The following is a 15,007-nucleotide window of genomic DNA, read 5'->3' as shown; positions in this document are numbered from 1 at the left end:
AGCTCAGCCCCGCAACGCCTCCACCGGCTCGATCGACGCCGCCCGCACGGCCGGGTAGGCCCCCGCCAGCAACCCCACCACCGCACCCACCAGCGGCGCCGGGAACACCGCCCACGGATCCAGCACCGCCGTCCAGCCGCGGGCCAGCGCCACGAACACCACGGTCAGCACCCCGATGCTCGCCCCGGCCAGCCCGCCGAGCAGGCCCAGCACGCCGGACTCCGCCACGAACTGCACCGCGATGTGCCGCCGCCGGGCGCCGAGCGCGCGGCGCAGGCCGATCTCCGCCGCCCGCTCCATCACCGAGACCAGCGTCGTGTTCGCGATGCCCACCGCGCCGATCACCAGCGCCAGCCCGGCCAGCAGCAGGAAGAGGCTGTCGACGTCCGCCGTGACGCTGTCGCGCAGCGTGCGGGGATCCGGTGGGGCCGCCGCCGACAGCAGCTGTGGGGCGTCCGGGCGCAGCGCCGTCGGCAACTGCCCCGCCACCAGCTGCGCGCTGCCCAGCCGGGTCTCGACCAGCATCTTCGCCGGGTCGTCCGGGGACGGCACGCCGTAGCGGGCCACCGCCGTGCCCGCCGGGATCAGCACACCCAGCCCGGCCTGCGGGAGGCGCTGCGGGCTGCCGACGATCCCGATCACCGTGTAGGCGTCGTTCCCGACGAACACCGCCGGCTGCGAGTCGAGCCTGCCGATGCCCAGCTGGGCCGCCGCGGCCGCGCCGAGCAGGGCCACGCGCTCGGCGCGCCGCTCGTGGAACTCGTCGAACAGGGCGCCCGTGGTCACCGGGGTGTGCGCCGCGCGCAACGCGCCCGGGGAGACCGCGTAGACGTCCAGCCCGCGCGCGTCCCGCGCCGCCGGCAGCGCCCGGGCGCTCACCTGCGTCCCCGGCGGCACCGGCACCTTCCAGTACCGGCCCGCGTCGACGACGCCGTTGAGCGCGCGGGCCCGCTGATCGGCGTCGGCCGGGAAGTTGAGCACCGGCTCCACCGTGCGGGTCCTCGCGCCGGCGTCGGTGACCGTGACCTCGGTGGCCGAAAGCACCGTGAAGCGGGCGCTGATCTGCCCGGCCGACGTCGCCGTGAAGCCCAGGATCGCCACCAGCGACGCCGTGCCGACGACCGTGCCGAGCATCGTCAGCAGCGACCGCGCCGGCCGCTGGAGCAGCCCGGCCAGCGCCTCCGCGGCGAGGTCCTTGACGCCGAGCGCCGAGCGCTTCACGGCACACGCTCGCGGAGCCTGCCGTCGGAGATCTCGACGACCCGCCCGGCGCGGGCCGCGACCACCGGGTCGTGCGTGATCATCACGATCGTCAGCCCGTCGGCGTGCAGGCCGCCGAACAGGTCCAGCACCGTCTGCGTCGTCGCCGTGTCGAGGTTGCCGGTCGGCTCGTCGCACAGCAGCAGCCGGGGCCGGTTCACCAGCGCCCGCGCCACGGCCACCCGCTGCCGCTCGCCGCCGGACATGGTCGTGGGCAGCGCGTCGAGCCGGTGCGCGAGCCCGACCCGGTCCAGCGCCTCGCGGGCCAGCCCGGCCCGGTGCGCCCGCGGCGTGCGGTTGTAGAGCATGGCGAGCTCGACGTTCTCCGTGGCCGTGCGGTGCGCGAGCAGGTGGAACGCCTGGAAGACGAACCCGATCGCGGCGCCGCGCAGGGTGGTGCGGTCGGCGTCCGTGAGCGCGGCGACGTCCCGGCCGTCGAGCTCGTAGACGCCCTCGGTCGGGGCGTCGAGCAGCCCGAGCAGGTGCAGCAGCGTCGACTTGCCCGACCCCGACGGGCCGACCACCGCGACGTACTCCCCGCCGTGCACGACGAGGTCGGCCGGGTGCAGCGCGTGCACCGGCGGCGTCCCCGGGTAGGTCCGCCGCACCCCGCGCAGGGCGATCACCGGCGCCGTCACCGGCCGACCACCACCCGGTCGCCCTCGGCCAGGCCGCCCGCGACCGGCTCGACCTCGACCAGCCCGGCGCCGGACTTGCCCGCGCGGACCTCGACCGTGCGCTGGCCACCGTCGGCCGCGGCGACGACGACGTGCGTGCGGCCGTCGGCCGACGACGTGATGGCCGCCGACGGCACGGCGAGCACCGGCCCCGCGGTCTGCGCGAACTTCAGCGTCAGCCGGACGTCCTGGCCGATCAGGCCGGCGTCGAGCGGCTGGTCCGGGGTGATCGTCACCGGCACGAAGGACTGGCCGGACGCCTGCCCCTGGGTCTGGTTCTCCTGCGCGCCCGGTTTCGCGCCGTCCTGCGGCTGCCCGACCTCGGTCACCTTCCCGGTGCCGTGGAACCCGGTGACCTCGGCGTCGATCTCGGCCACCGCGCCGGGCCGCACCAGGGTGCGGTCCGCCGGGTCGAGCCGGCCCGCCACCTCGAGCTGCCCGGACGACAGCGTCACCAGCGGTGCTTCGACCGGGGCGCCGACCTTCCCGCCGAACTTCGTCACCCGCGCCGGGAAGGACGGCAGGAACACGAACTCGGCCAGCGGCACCATCGGCCCGGTGCGGGTCCGCAGGCCGGCCAGCCGGTTGCGGGCCGTGGCGAGGTCGGCTTCCGCGTCGGCGACCGCGGTCGGCGCCCCGCCCGCCTTGGCGTCCCGCACCCGGCGTTCGGCCTGGGTGACGGCGTCCTCGGCCGCCTGCAGCGCCGTCTCGTCCTGGCCGGTGGCGCCGCCGGTCGTCGGGGCGCTGAAGCCGAGCGAGCGGTAGTAGGCGGTGACGGCGCGCTTGGTCGCCGCGCCGAAGACGCCGGCCGCGTCCCCCGCCGACGAGAAGCCCAGCTCCTGCAGGGCCTGCCGGAGCTGGGTGACGTCCTTGCCGCTGTCGCCCGGCCGCAGGTCGCGGTAGGCGGGCTCGGCGCCGTGCAGGGCGACGAGCGGGCGGCCCGCCACCTCGGCGAGCACGTTGCCGGCGGCGACCAGCTCGCCCGCCTGCTTCCGGACCGCGGTGACGACCGGCTTGGCCCCGGCCGCGGCCTCGCCGCCGGCCGACGGCGCGGGCGTCACCTCGACGTCCTGCGCGCCCGCCACCGTGCCACGCAGCACCACGGTGGCGCCGACGACCTGCCGCGTCACCGGCGCGGTGAGCACCGACGGCGTCACCGGCGCCTGCTCGGCGGCGACCTGCGCCGGCGACTTGACGAAGGTGGCGCCGAGCACCCCGCCGACGGTCAGCAGCACGAGCCCGCCGACGGCCAGGAGCAGGACGCGGCGACGGCGGCGCAGCACGCTCCCGCCCGGGGCCGGCTCGTCAGCCACCGGTCGCGACGATCTGTTCGGCGTTCTTCAGCACGGCCTGCCAGGCGTCCTGCAGCTGCTTCAGCGCCGGCGCGTTCTGCTCCAGCAGCGTCTGCTGGTAGCCGGTCTGCACGGCCAGCCACACGCCCGGAAGGTTCGTCCGGGCCTTGCAGGTGACATCGGCGACGGCGGTGGCGAGCTCGGCAGGCGACGGCGGCGACGGCCACTTCTGCCGCCGCGGCTCGGCCGGGGACTTGTAGGAGAACCCGGACTCCGCCATGCAGGCGCTCCACGCGCCCATCGCGGCGACCACCCGGCGGTCGCCCTGTGTCCGCTCGCCCGACTGGCCGACGAGCCGCCCGGGCAGTTCCTTGTCGAGCCGGTCGTATTCGGGGGCGCTGACCACGGCCGTGCTCAGGCAGCCGCCCGAGCCCGAGGTGTCCGGCGGCAGGAAGCCGTAGAGCGCCTTGACGTACGCGGCGCCGTGGTCCTGCACCAGCTTGTCGAGCGTCGGGATCCGCCCTTGTTCGGCGGCCGCCTGGATGCTGCCGCTGCCGGGCGGCGAGTACCCGGATTCGCGGGCGGCCTTGATGTCGTTGAGCCCGTAGTCGGGCAGCGACGCGCTCGGCCGCTCGGCGCCGCCCGAGCTCGCGGGCTGGTAGGAGAAGCCTTTGTCCCGCATGCACTTCGCGATGAGGATGGCGTTCGCCTTCTCGAGGGTTTCCCGGTGCCCCTTGGCCAGCCCGACGTACGGGTCGAGCGGCAGGTGCACCTCACCGGCGGCCGCCGGAGCCGGCGGCGGGTTCGCCGGGATGACGGGTTCGGGCAGCGCCGCGGCGGCGCCCGGATCACCGGCGGGGGGATCCGAGCACGCGGCACCCAGGACCAGAAGCGCCCCCAGGACCGGAATGAGAACCGAAAATCGCTTCATGCGGCGTCACGTTACCACTCTTGGAAAGGGACAGGAACGGAAATGTCGACGGTTCCCGGGGCGGGCGCGCACCGTCCCGGGAACCGTTATGTGTCAGTGCGATTCCCGCCGGGAATCACCGTGGGAATCAGAAGCTGCAGCCACTGCCGTCGACACTGAGGAAGTCGCCGCGGCTCCAGCCGATGACGCCCGTGGTGTCGTTGCGGTGGTAGCCCCAGTAGTAGCCGTCGCTCGCCAGCTGGGCGACGGTGGTGCACTCGCCCTGCCCGGGGTAGCCGAGGCCGTTGGTGCTGCCGGTCACCGGGGCGCTGCGGATGCGGATGCCGCTGCCGAGGTAGTCGCCGTGCCAGCCTGCCGAAGCGACCCCCGTGCCGACCATCAGGAAGGCGGCCACCGCCGCGCCGACCGTGACAATGGTTTTGCGCATGGTTCGATAACCCCATCTCGAATGAGAATCGTTACGCGGAAGAGCGCGCACGCGCACTCACCGCAGTTCGACTTCCATCGCGCCGTCGAGCGTCATTCACCCCCTCTGGTTCGCGGCTCGACGCCAGAACCGGAGGACTCACCGGAAGTACCGCGGAATGTTCAGCGAACCCGGGAAAACGCTACGAATCACGCGGCGACCGCCGCGTGGTTTACTGCTGCTCCCCCGGAAACCCCCGCTGCCAGAAAGCCCTCCCAAGGGGAAACATATCGCAGAACCGGACATCCGGCCATGATCCGCGGGCCGACGGATCAGGTTCACCCCATCGGCGGAGCCGGGTGGGGGGAGGAAGTTGTTACAGGCCAACAAAACTACCCGAACGGGCGGCAGCCCGGCCGAATAACGAGCAGCCGGCAGAAATTGCCCCGGAAACCGTGAAGGCCACGTCGCGGGACTCGCGGTCCCACGACGTGGCCTTCGGTGTCTCGGCGCTCAGCGGCCCTGGTTCGCCACCGCGGCAGCAGCCTCCTTGGCGGCGTCCGGGTCGAGGTACTCGCCGCCCGGCTTCAGCGGCTTGAGGTCTTCGCCCAGGTCGTAGCGCAGCGGGATGCCGGTCGGGATGTTCAGGCCCGCGATGTCGGCGTCGGAGATGCCGTCGAGGTGCTTGACCAGTGCGCGCAGGGAGTTGCCGTGCGCGGCGACCAGCACGGTCTTGCCCGCGCGCAGGTCCGGCACGATCTCGGACTCCCAGTACGGCAGCAGCCGCTCGACGACGTCCTTCAGGCACTCCGTCAGCGGGGCCGCGTCGCCGAGGTTCGCGTAGCGGGCGTCGCCGGCCTGGCTCCACTTGTCGTTCGGGTCGATCGGCGGCGGCGGGGTGTCGTACGAGCGGCGCCAGAGCATGAACTGCTCCTCGCCGAACTCGTTCAGCGTCTGCTTCTTGTCCTTGCCCTGCAGCGCGCCGTAGTGACGCTCGTTGAGCCGCCAGTCGCGCTTGACCGGGATCCAGTGCCGGTCCGCGGCGTCCAGTGCGATGTTCGCCGTGGCGATCGCGCGGCGCAGCAGCGAGGTGTGCACCACGTCCGGGAGCAGCCCGGCGTCGGCCAGCAGCCGGCCGCCCTGGCGGGCTTCGCCCTCGCCCTGCTCCGACAGCGGTACGTCCACCCAGCCGGTGAACAGGTTTTCCGCGTTCCACGTGCTCTGCCCGTGCCGCAGCAGCACCAACGTCCCAATCTCGGCCATGCCTGACAGCCTGCCAGAACGCGCCCCGCAACCGACCGGTGACCTCCACCGCACCGACATCGCACCGACCGTCCTACCCAGAGTGTGTTACCGAGCAGTAACACCTCACTCTTCGACAAGTCCAGGTGCCAACAGCGCGCAAAATCCCGGCCGTGGACTGCGCACCGTTATCGATGTTTCCGAAGTTCACTCGAACGGGCTAGCCGGTAGTCTTGTGATTACCGGCCGGGATCTGACAGGTTGACTAAGTCCCGAGCGGCCGGATTCCACGCACTCCCCGGCCCGATCGGGCGTCGACCGCGGCTCGTCTCCCCCCTGCCGAGCCGCGGCCCGCCGGCCCCGTTGGCACCCCCCTCGTCACCGGGTCCTGATCGGCGGGAACTTCAGCGGGGCGGCTCGAGATCGCGACTCCCCCTCCCTCGAGCCGTCCCGCCTGTTCCGTTCAGCTCTCGGTCGGCGCCGGTTCCGGTGCCGCCACCGGACGGCGACGGCGGTGCAGCCACCAGCCGAGCCAGCCCAGCGGGGCGAGGAACAGCAGGAAGGGCGCGATCGCGCCCAGCACCGTCAGCAGGCCGCCGCCGAAGATCAGGAACGCCTCCCAGCCGCCGGCCAGCCCGCCGAGGAACCCGCTGCGGTCTTCGGACGGCGGTGGCGGCGCGGCGACGCTGCGGATCGTCATCGCCACCGTCGCCATCGCGACGCTGCCGGCCAGGGAGTTCCGCTGCTGCTGCAGCGACTCGAGCGTCGCCTCGCGGCTCGTGAGCTCACTCTCCACCGAAGCGATCTCCGACACCGAAGTCGCCCTCGCGAGCAACGCGCGCATCCGCTCCACGGACGCCCGCTGCGTCGCCAGCCGGGCTTCGACGTCGACGACCTTCTCGGTCACGTCCTGGGTGTTCAGCTCCCGCTTCACCAGCGCGCTGCCGAGGTGCGACAGCTGGTCGAGCACGCCGTCGAGCTTGTCGGCGGGCACGGCGAGGCTGAGCGTCGCCAGCTCGTCGCCGGTGCTCTCCTGGCCGGTGTAGCCGCCGGCGCCCTGTGCGACGCTGCGGGCCTGCGCGACGACGTCGGTGACCTTGGGGGCGGTCAGTTCGAGCCGGGCACTGCGCGCGAGCTTGCGATCGGTCGCGCCGGGCTGCGGCGGCGTCACCTTCTCCTGGCCGGCGTTGCCGTTGCCCTGCTGCGGCGCGGCGGGCACCGGCCCGGCCCCGGCACTGTCCGCCATGGACGATTTACCCTCTTGCGCCGCCGAGCACCCCGCCAGCACGAACGCCACGGCCACGGCCGCGAGCCCGGCTCTCCATCTGGTCCGCATCCTGCGTCTCCCTCCAGTTTGGCTGATGAGGAGACGGATGTCCGGTTCAGGGCCGTTGCACGGCCTCGGTCACGACTCGGTCAAGCCGGGTTCGTGCGGCTTCTCCGGGGTGACGAGGTGCTTGAACGCCTGGAGGTTGGCCAACGATTCACCGCGGGAGACGCGCCAGTCCCACTCGCGCCGGATCGACGTCGCGAAGCCGATCTCGAGCAGCGTGTTGAAGTCGCCGTCGGCCGCTTCCAGCACCTGGCCGAGCACCTTGTCGAGCTCGTCGGCGCTCATGGTCTCCTTGCCGAACCGGCCCACCAGGTAGATGTCGCCGAGACTGTCCACTGTGTAGTGCACCCCGTAGAGCTTGGCGTTGCGCTGCAACAGGAACCGGTAGACGTCCTCATGGGACTCGTCGGGACGGCGGCAGACGAAGGCCTCCACCGAGAACGCGTGGTCGCCGTCGACCAGCCACGCGTTCGTCTGCAGCTTCTTCGTGCCCGGCAGCGTGACGAAGTACTTGCCCGGCCCGCGCCTGTCGTACTTCAGCTCCGCGGAGTCCAAAGTAGACCGGATCAGCTCGTCCAGGCTCACACCGCCACCTCCGCGCGCAGGTCCAGCGCGCGGGAGAACGCGCTCGTGGCCTGAGCATAGATGTCGAGGAGCGCGTCCGTCGTGCGGCGCCAGGAGAACCGGCGCGCGTGCACGACGGCGTTGGCGCCGAGTTCGGCGCGGCGGTCCGGCCGGAGCGCGACGGCGGCCAGCGCGTCCGCCCACTCGTCGGCGCCGTGCCCGGGCACCAGCAGCCCGGAGACGCCGTGCGGCACGGCCACCGGCAGCCCGCCGACCTCCGCCGCGACGACCGGCGTCCCGCAGGCCTGCGCCTCGAGGGCGACCAGGCCGAACGACTCGTTGTAGCTGGGCACCGCGACGACGTCGGCGGCGCGGAAGACCCGGGCGAGCGCCTCGCCCGGCTGCGGCGGCAGGAACCGGACCTGCCGCTCGATGCCGAGGGCGACGGCGAGCTCGCGCAGCGCCTGCGGCTGCTCCAGCCCGGTCCCCGACGGCCCGCCGACGATCAGCACGACCAGCCGCGCGGCCAGCTCGGGACGGCGGCGCAGCATGGCGGCCGCGGCGTGCAGCAGCACGTCCGGCGCCTTCAGCGGCTGGATCCGGCCGGCGAAGGCGAGCACGACGTCTTCGTCGGCCAGGCCGAGTTCGGCGCGCGCGACGGACTTCGATCCCGGCGTGAAGCGCTCGAGGTCGACGCCCGGCGGCACGGCGTGCACGGCGTCCGGCGCGGCGTCGTAGAGGTCGATGAGCTGGCGCGCCTCGACCGCGGTGTTGGCGACCAGCCGGTCGGCCTCGGCGACCACCTGCTCCTCGCCGATCACGCGGGTGCGCGGTTCCGGCTTGTCGCCCTCGGCGAGCGCGGCGTTCTTCACCTTCGCCAGCGTGTGCGCGGTGTGCACGAGCGGCACGGACCAGCGGTCGCGGGCGAGCCAGCCGACCTGGCCCGACAGCCAGTAGTGGGAGTGGATGAGGTCGTAGTGGCCGGGCTCGTGGAAGGCCTCGGTGCGCAGCACGCCGGAGGTGAACGCGCACAGCTGGGCGGGCAGCTCGTCGCGGCCGAGCGGCTCGAACGGGCCGGCAGGCACGTGCCGCACGGTCACGCCGGGCGCCAGCTCGGCCACCGGCGGCTGGCCGGACGCGGTCGCCCGGGTGAACACCTCGACCTCGACGCCGCGGCGGGCCATCTCGGTCGCGGTCTGGCTGACGTAGACGTTCAGCCCGCCGGCGTCGCCCGTTCCGGGCTGCTCGAGCGGGGAGGTGTGCACGGACAGCACCGCGATCCGGCGCGGCACAGCGCGGAACCTTCGGATGTTGCTGGTCACCTTGGTCACGTCTCCTGCGTACTTCAGCATTCCTCGGCGAACTGCCGGAGCGCCGCGTCGAACTCGGCCGCGGACTCGGCGAAGGGCGCGTGCCCCCCGTCAACGAACCAACGCCCGACCGCACCCGGAATCTTCCCGATGGCGTGCTCGGCCGCCGAGGGCTCGATCACGCGGTCGGCCGTACCGTGCACGACCAGTGTCGGTTTGTCGATCCCGGCCAGCACTTCTCCGCTGCCGACGTCCCGGCGGAACAGCGCCGAGCGGACCGAAGGCGGCACGCTGAGAGAAGCACCGAGCAGGGCCTGGACCTGCGCGCCGGGCACCGGCCCGGTGGCCATCCCGCGGCTGAACGCGGTGAGCGCCGGGACCGCGATGTCCGGATCGTCCGAAAGCATCGCGCGCATGTGCTCGCGCATCAACGGGCCGACGCGCCCGCCCGGCCGGTCGCGGCCGATCTCGGTGATGGCGCCCACCAGCACGAGGCCGCGTAGCCGTGCGGTGCCGTGCACCCGGATGTGGTCGGTCAGCACCAGGCCGCCGTAGGACCAGGCGACGACGACCGCGTCCGGGCCGGCGAAGTCGAGCACGGCGGCGAGGTCGTCGGCCCAGACTTCCGGGTTGTCGTACCCGGTCACCGGGACGTCGGAGGCACCGTGGCCCCGGAGGTCCACTGCGACCAGGCGGCACCGCTCGGACAGTGCCGGGTCGGCGAGCTGCGCGTCCCAGCACCGGGCCGATTGCGCCCAGCCGTGCACGAACACGATCGGCGTGCTGTTCGCCTCGCCCTCGACCCGCAGGCCGAGCCGGACCCCGCCGTGCCCGACGACTTCGGTGCGCACCGGCTACTTCGCTCCCAGCCCTTGCCAGGCCGCCCAGCTGAAGTTCCAGTCCTTGACGTCGGAGTTCATCGGCGGGGACAGCTTCGAGCCGGTGATCTCGACCGGGTCGCCGATGATCGCCGAGTCGAAGTAGTCCTTGGCGTCGGCTTCCAGCAGGTTGACGCAGCCGTGGGAGTTGTTGTTCTTGCCGATGTTGGCCGCGTTGTCCTGGTTCTCGTGGATGAACTCGCCGTGGTTGGAGAACCGGCAGGCCCACTTCTTGTTGACGTTCGTGTAGCCGTAGCGGGCGTTGTCGAAGATCGCCGACGGCTCCTTGCTCATGATGATGTAGGTGCCGTTCGGGGTGTTGCGGTCGACCTCGGCGTCCAGCCCGTTCGCGCACGGGTAGCTCTTGACCTGCGCGCCGTTGCGGTAGACGCGCATCTGGTGGTCCGGGGTGTTGACCTTGACCACCTGGTTGCGGCCGATCTTGAACTTCGTGGTGACGTCGGCCTTGCCGTACGCGCCGCCGCCGAGGTCGACGCCGTACAGCTTCGCTTCGACGTTCACGGTGATGTTCTGCGGCCAGTACTCCTTCGGCCGGTAGTCGACCTGGCTGTCGGACAGCCAGCCCCACGCGCCTTCGACCTCCTTGTCCGTCTTCACGGACAGGGCCTTCTCGACAGCCTTGCGGTCCTTGACCGGCGACGCGAACTTGACGCTGATCGGCATGGCGACGCCGACGGTCTGGTCGTCGGCCGGGTTCAGCGTCGCGCGGACCTGCTTGGCCGGGGTGATGGTGGTGAACTTGCCGGTGAACTCGACCGGCTTGCCGTCGCTGCCGGTGGCCTTGGCCGAGTAGGTGTAGGTCTTGCCGTACCCGAGCGGCTCGGAGCTGGTCCAGGTGAGCCCGTCCGGCGCGAGGTCGCCCTTGACGTCCTTGCCGCCTTCGGCGCTCAGCTTGCACTCGGTGAGCTTGCCGTCGGCGACCTTGAGCACGGCGGGCTTGAGGACCGGCACGTCCTTGGCGTCGGCGGCGGGCTCGGCCGTGATCTTCGCCACGGGCTTCGCGCCCTCGCCGTCGGCGCCGGCCGCCCCGGTGGGCAGCGCGGTGCCGCCGTTCTCGCTCGAACACGCGGCGGCGACCAGTGCGGCTCCAGCCGCCAGAGCAGCCTTGAAGACCGTACGCCGTTCGATCACCGAAAACCTCCTGGAATCCCCCGCCGACCAGCGGGCACACGCCTTTAGCGCTGGTGGCCCAGCCGACGTTACCTGCTGGAAGGTCAAGACCAACCGTTCAGGTGGCGGACGTCTTTGTCGACAAAGACGTCCTACACACGTACGGGTTGCCCGGTTCGGCTCAAATCACGCAGTTGATCAGCAGCGGTTCGGGGTGCAGCCGGACGCCGAACCGCTCGTGGACGCCGTCACGGACCTCGCGGGCCAGGGCGAGCAGGTCCTCCGTCGTCGCGTCGCCGCGGTTCGTCAGCGCCAGGGTGTGCTTCGTCGACAGCGAAACACGGTTCCCCGGACCGGGGTACCCCTTGGCGAAGCCGGCGCGCTCGATGAGCCAGGCCGCGGACAGCTTGACGCCGCCGTCGGCCGGGTACTGCGGCACTTCGGCGCCGACAGTCTCGGTGATCCGCTTCACCACCGCTTCGGCCTCGGCCCACGGGACGATCGGGTTGGTGAAGAACGAGCCGGCGCTCCAGGTGTCGTGGTCGGCCGGGTCGAGCACCATGCCCTTGCCGCGACGCAGCTCGAGAACCGCGGAGCGCGCGTCGGCGGCCGGGACGCGCGCGCCGATCCCGACGCCGAGCGTGCGCGCCAGCTCGGCGTAGCGGATGGGAGCGGAGAGGCCGTCTTCGCGGACCTCGAACCGGACAGAAAGGACGACTCCGGTGTCCGTGCCCTTCAAAACGCTGGTGCGGTAGGCGAAACCGAGCTCGTCGGCCTTGAGCGTGCGCACCTCGCGCGTCCCGCGGTCGTACAGCTCGACCGAGACGATGGACTCGGCGACCTCGCAGCCGTACGCGCCGACGTTCTGGATCGGCGTCGCCCCGACGCTGCCGGGGATGCCGGAGAGGCATTCGAGCCCGCCCAGCCCGGCCTCGACCAGGCCGGCGACGAAGGCGTCCCAGTTCTGGCCGGCCTGGACTTCGACGTGTTCGCCGTCACGGCGCCAGCCGGTGTTCGCCACCTCGACGAGCGTGCCGTCGAACCCCGCGTCGCCGACGACCAGGTTGGAGCCGCCGCCGAGCAGCAGCACCGGCTCGCCCGCCGCGTCCGCCTCGCGGACGGCCGCGACGAGGTCTTCGCTGGTCACGGCGCTGACGAAGCGGCGGGCCGGGCCGCCGAGGCGCAGCGTCGTGTACGCGGCGAGCTTCGGGAGGGCGGGAGTTCGGGCGGAGTTCACGCGTCTGACGGTACTGTCCGGCTCATGGGATCCCGGATCGAGCACCGCGCCGAGTTCGCCGCCGACGTCGCGGCCACGTACGCGGCCGTCGCGGGCGAGCCGGCGCTGCGGGCGCGCCTGGCGGAGCTCGGCGGCCACGACGCGGCCCTACTGGCGTACGAGGTGTCCGGCACGGACCTGCGCTACCAGCTGCGGCAGGGCATCAGCGCGGACAAGCTGCCGCAGGCGGTCCGGACGCTGCACAAGGGCGACCTGATGGTCACCCGCACGCAGACCTGGCGGGTGAGCAAGGACGGCACCGGACGGCAGGGCAACGCCACGGTCGAGGTCGGCGGCGTCCCGGGCGACATCTCCGCGCGGACCGCGTTGCTGGCCGACGGCGACCGGACCGTGCTGCGGATCAGCGGCGAGGTCTCGGTCCGCATCCCGCTGTTCGGCGGGAAGCTGGAGAGCGTGATCGCCGAGCAGGTCACGAAGCTGCTGGAGCGCGAAGCCGAATTCACGGCGAAGTGGCTCACCGAACCAAACTGACCCCGGTCGGCGCACCGACCCGCGGCACGACCAACCCGAACCGCCTGCGCCGGGTGGACCGCTGGATCGCCTCGTCGCCGCGGACGTCGCGGCTGCTCCGCGCGGTCGACGCACCGTTGGTGGTCGACCTCGGCTACGGCGCCTCCCCGGTGACGACGGTCGAGCTGGCCCGCCGGCTGCGCCGCGTCCGGCCGGACGTCCGCGTGCTGGGCCTGGAGCTGGATCCGGTGCGGGTCGAGGCCGCGTTGCCGGCCGCGGCACCGCCGCTGCTGGACTTCCGCCGCGGCGGGTTCGAGCTGGCCGGGACGCGCCCGGTGCTGGTGCGGGCGTTCAACGTGCTCCGGCAGTACGCCGAGGACGAGGTCGCCGGCGCGTGGGGCCTGATGCTGGACTCGATGCCCGCCGAGGGCCTGCTGGTCGAGGGCACGTGCGACGAGATCGGCAGGCTGTCGTCCTGGGTGCTGGTGGGTCGCGCCGGTCCGGTCTCGCTGACGCTCTCGATGCGGCTGGCCGGACTGGAAAGGCCGTCGACGGTCGCCGAGCGGCTGCCGAAGGCGCTGATCCACCGGAACGTCCCGGGCGAGCGGGTGCACGACCTGCTGACGGCACTGGACGCGTGCTGGGCGACGGCGGCTCCGCACCAGGCGTTCGGCGTGCGTTCCCGCTGGCTGGAGACGGCCCGGCTGCTGGCCGCGCGGGGCTGGCCGGTGCTGGGCCCGCCGTCCCGGATCCGCCTCGGCGAGCTGACGGTCCCCTGGCCGGCGGTCGCCCCCGCCTGAAGCGCGGCGGCGACGTCATGAACGACTCTTTCATGACGTCCGGTGACATGAACGACTCTTTCATGACGTTCACCGGGCCACCCCCGCTGCGTCACCCGTGGGTGACCTGCGGTGATCACCATTGAGCCGTGGAACTCCTGGGGCAGGTCACCGAGCTGCTGCGTGACGCGCTCGGCTCGCCGTGGCTGTGGGTGCTCGTCTTCGCCGTGTCCGGTTTGGACGCTTTGCTGCCGTTCATGCCCAGCGAGACCACCGTCGTCACGGTCGCCGTGCTGCTCGGGCCCGATCCGGCGCGGCTCGCCCTGCTCGCCGCGGTGGCGGCCGGCGGGGCGTGGGCGGGTGACTGCCTCGGGTACGCCGTCGGCCGGTCCGCCGGTCCGCGGGCGATCGCGCGGCTGCAGCGCGGGCCGGACGGGCGCCGCCGGTACGCCTGGGCCCGCGACCAGGTGCGGCGCAACGGCGGGCTGCTCATCGTCGCGGCCCGGTACCTGCCGGGCGGGCGGGTCGCCAGCGCGCTCGCGAACGGCAGCCTCGGCTACCCGTTGCGCCGGTTCGTGCCGCTCGACGCGGCCGGGGCGGCGATCTGGGCCGTGTACAGCGTGCTGATCGGCTTCGCGGGCGGAGCGACCTTCGCGGACGAGCCGGTGAAGGGCCTGCTGCTGTCGTTCGGCCTCGGGCTCGGCCTGGTCGGCGCGATCGAGTTTGGACGGCGGCTCAGGCTGCGCGCGCTACGGTCGGCGGATGGATTTCCTCGAGGTCGTCGACGTCCACACCGACGCGCTGAAGCGGGCCGCGCTGGCGGCGGGCCCGGCGGCCCCGGTCCGGAACTGTCCGAAGTGGACTATCCATGACCTGATCCGGCACCTGGCTTGGGTACACGCCTTCGCCGTCGCGACGGCCATGAACCGCGAGCCGGACGCGACGCCGCCGGAGGACTGGGACGACCTGCTCGGGTGGTGGGACGGGCAGCGCCTGGCCGCGCGCGAAGCACTCGGCCGGCCGCCGGAGACGCCCGCGCGCTCGCCGTTCCCCGGGTTCGAGATCACGGTCGGCGACTGGGCGCGGCGGATGGCGCACGAGGCCGCGGTCCACCGGCTCGACGCGGAGTCCGCGCTCGACCCCGTCCCGGCGACGCGGCTCTCCCCCGCGTTCACCCTCGACGGCATCGACGAGTACGCGACGTTCCTCGTCCCGCGCCGCTCACCCCGCTACCCGGTGGCGACGACGGTCCACCTCACGGCCGCCGGGCGCACCTGGGCCCTGTACCTGACGCCGGGCGAGCACGCCCGCGCCGGCGAGCCGGGCACCCCGGACGTCGAGCTGAGCGGCGACCCCGACGATGTCTACCGCGCGCTGTGGGGCCGCCCGAACTCGGCGACCGTCGTGGGCGACCCGGCTCTGCTCGCACCGCTCGCGGCGCCCTGACCAGCGCGGGG

General features: G+C 72.9%; 16 protein-coding genes. 4 read left to right on the top strand and 12 right to left on the bottom strand.

The window, feature by feature from the left end:
- Nucleotides 1-3 precede the first annotated feature (3 nt).
- The 12 genes from BLW76_RS00485 to BLW76_RS00430 all read right to left on the bottom strand — a co-directional run bounded on the left by BLW76_RS00485 (nucleotide 4) and on the right by BLW76_RS00430 (nucleotide 12,261).
- Nucleotides 4-1,221 carry an ABC transporter permease gene (locus BLW76_RS00485; RefSeq protein ID WP_244169994.1) on the bottom strand — a complete coding sequence of 406 codons (1,218 nt, stop codon included), beginning with the start codon at nucleotides 1,219-1,221 and terminating at the stop codon, nucleotides 4-6.
- Nucleotides 1,218-1,898 (bottom strand): ABC transporter ATP-binding protein, encoded by a 681-nt coding sequence (locus tag BLW76_RS00480; protein ID WP_091303835.1) that lies wholly within the window; start codon nucleotides 1,896-1,898, stop codon nucleotides 1,218-1,220. The genes BLW76_RS00485 and BLW76_RS00480 overlap by 4 nt, the downstream gene beginning before the upstream one ends.
- Nucleotides 1,895-3,250: a peptidoglycan-binding protein gene (locus tag BLW76_RS00475; protein WP_091303833.1), complete on the bottom strand. Its 1,356-nt coding sequence runs from the start codon at nucleotides 3,248-3,250 to the stop codon at nucleotides 1,895-1,897. Before BLW76_RS00475 ends, BLW76_RS00480 begins: the two co-directional genes overlap by 4 nt.
- Nucleotides 3,243-4,160: a hypothetical protein gene (locus BLW76_RS00470; RefSeq protein WP_091303831.1), complete on the bottom strand. Its 918-nt coding sequence runs from the start codon at nucleotides 4,158-4,160 to the stop codon at nucleotides 3,243-3,245. The genes BLW76_RS00475 and BLW76_RS00470 overlap by 8 nt, the downstream gene beginning before the upstream one ends.
- A 127-nt stretch (nucleotides 4,161-4,287) precedes the next feature.
- Nucleotides 4,288-4,587: a hypothetical protein gene (locus BLW76_RS00465; RefSeq protein ID WP_091303829.1), complete on the bottom strand. Its 300-nt coding sequence runs from the start codon at nucleotides 4,585-4,587 to the stop codon at nucleotides 4,288-4,290.
- A gap of 492 nt (nucleotides 4,588-5,079) precedes the next feature.
- Nucleotides 5,080-5,829, bottom strand: a complete 750-nt coding sequence (locus BLW76_RS00460) for a phosphoglyceromutase (RefSeq protein ID WP_091303828.1) — start codon at nucleotides 5,827-5,829, stop codon at nucleotides 5,080-5,082.
- Between the two features lie 442 nt (nucleotides 5,830-6,271).
- Complete coding sequence (locus BLW76_RS00455) at nucleotides 6,272-7,144, bottom strand: DUF4349 domain-containing protein (protein WP_208613178.1); 873 nt, start codon at nucleotides 7,142-7,144, stop codon at nucleotides 6,272-6,274.
- A gap of 69 nt (nucleotides 7,145-7,213) precedes the next feature.
- A complete protein-coding gene (locus BLW76_RS00450) occupies nucleotides 7,214-7,726 on the bottom strand; it encodes a type III secretion system chaperone family protein (protein ID WP_091303824.1) in 513 nt (170 codons plus the stop codon).
- On the bottom strand, nucleotides 7,723-9,027 hold the full coding sequence (gene mshA, locus BLW76_RS00445) for a D-inositol-3-phosphate glycosyltransferase (protein ID WP_354842455.1): 1,305 nt from the start codon (nucleotides 9,025-9,027) through the stop codon (nucleotides 7,723-7,725). The genes BLW76_RS00450 and mshA overlap by 4 nt, the downstream gene beginning before the upstream one ends.
- A gap of 23 nt (nucleotides 9,028-9,050) precedes the next feature.
- Nucleotides 9,051-9,866 (bottom strand): alpha/beta fold hydrolase, encoded by an 816-nt coding sequence (locus tag BLW76_RS00440; protein ID WP_091303823.1) that lies wholly within the window; start codon nucleotides 9,864-9,866, stop codon nucleotides 9,051-9,053.
- A 3-nt stretch (nucleotides 9,867-9,869) separates the two neighbouring features.
- Nucleotides 9,870-11,045: a L,D-transpeptidase gene (locus tag BLW76_RS00435; RefSeq protein WP_091303822.1), complete on the bottom strand. Its 1,176-nt coding sequence runs from the start codon at nucleotides 11,043-11,045 to the stop codon at nucleotides 9,870-9,872.
- A gap of 160 nt (nucleotides 11,046-11,205) precedes the next feature.
- Entirely contained in the window at nucleotides 11,206-12,261 is a 1,056-nt protein-coding gene (locus BLW76_RS00430; RefSeq protein ID WP_091303821.1) for a UDP-N-acetylmuramate dehydrogenase, read from the bottom strand.
- 24 nt (nucleotides 12,262-12,285) lie between these two features.
- On the opposite strand from BLW76_RS00430, the gene BLW76_RS00425 reads away from it, so the two are divergent.
- From BLW76_RS00425 to BLW76_RS00410, 4 genes are all read left to right on the top strand, one after another.
- Entirely contained in the window at nucleotides 12,286-12,792 is a 507-nt protein-coding gene (locus BLW76_RS00425; RefSeq protein ID WP_091303820.1) for a DUF2505 domain-containing protein, read from the top strand.
- Complete coding sequence (locus BLW76_RS00420; RefSeq protein WP_091303819.1) at nucleotides 12,771-13,571, top strand: SAM-dependent methyltransferase; 801 nt, start codon at nucleotides 12,771-12,773, stop codon at nucleotides 13,569-13,571. The genes BLW76_RS00425 and BLW76_RS00420 overlap by 22 nt, the downstream gene beginning before the upstream one ends.
- A 128-nt stretch (nucleotides 13,572-13,699) precedes the next feature.
- Entirely contained in the window at nucleotides 13,700-14,422 is a 723-nt protein-coding gene (locus BLW76_RS00415) for a DedA family protein (RefSeq protein ID WP_091303818.1), read from the top strand.
- On the top strand, nucleotides 14,313-14,996 hold the full coding sequence (locus BLW76_RS00410) for a maleylpyruvate isomerase family mycothiol-dependent enzyme (RefSeq protein WP_091303814.1): 684 nt from the start codon (nucleotides 14,313-14,315) through the stop codon (nucleotides 14,994-14,996). Before BLW76_RS00415 ends, BLW76_RS00410 begins: the two co-directional genes overlap by 110 nt.
- Nucleotides 14,997-15,007 lie beyond the last annotated feature (11 nt).

Source organism: Amycolatopsis tolypomycina (assembly GCF_900105945.1).
Lineage (GTDB): Bacteria > Actinomycetota > Actinomycetes > Mycobacteriales > Pseudonocardiaceae > Amycolatopsis > Amycolatopsis tolypomycina.
Note: the sequence above shows the minus strand (reverse complement) of the source record. Positions and strands in the feature narration are given on the sequence as shown.

Excerpts from the sequence above, each read along its gene's own strand:
- BLW76_RS00470 (WP_091303831.1), bottom strand. The coding sequence starts at position 4,160 with ATGAAGCGATTTTCGGTTCTCATTCCGGTCCTGGGGGCGCTTCTGGTC.
- BLW76_RS00465 (WP_091303829.1), bottom strand. The coding sequence starts at position 4,587 with ATGCGCAAAACCATTGTCACGGTCGGCGCGGCGGTGGCCGCCTTCCTG.
- BLW76_RS00460 (WP_091303828.1), bottom strand. The coding sequence starts at position 5,829 with ATGGCCGAGATTGGGACGTTGGTGCTGCTGCGGCACGGGCAGAGCACG.
- BLW76_RS00455 (WP_208613178.1), bottom strand. The coding sequence starts at position 7,144 with ATGCGGACCAGATGGAGAGCCGGGCTCGCGGCCGTGGCCGTGGCGTTC.
- BLW76_RS00425 (WP_091303820.1), top strand. The coding sequence starts at position 12,286 with ATGGGATCCCGGATCGAGCACCGCGCCGAGTTCGCCGCCGACGTCGCG.
- BLW76_RS00410 (WP_091303814.1), top strand. The coding sequence starts at position 14,313 with ATGGATTTCCTCGAGGTCGTCGACGTCCACACCGACGCGCTGAAGCGG.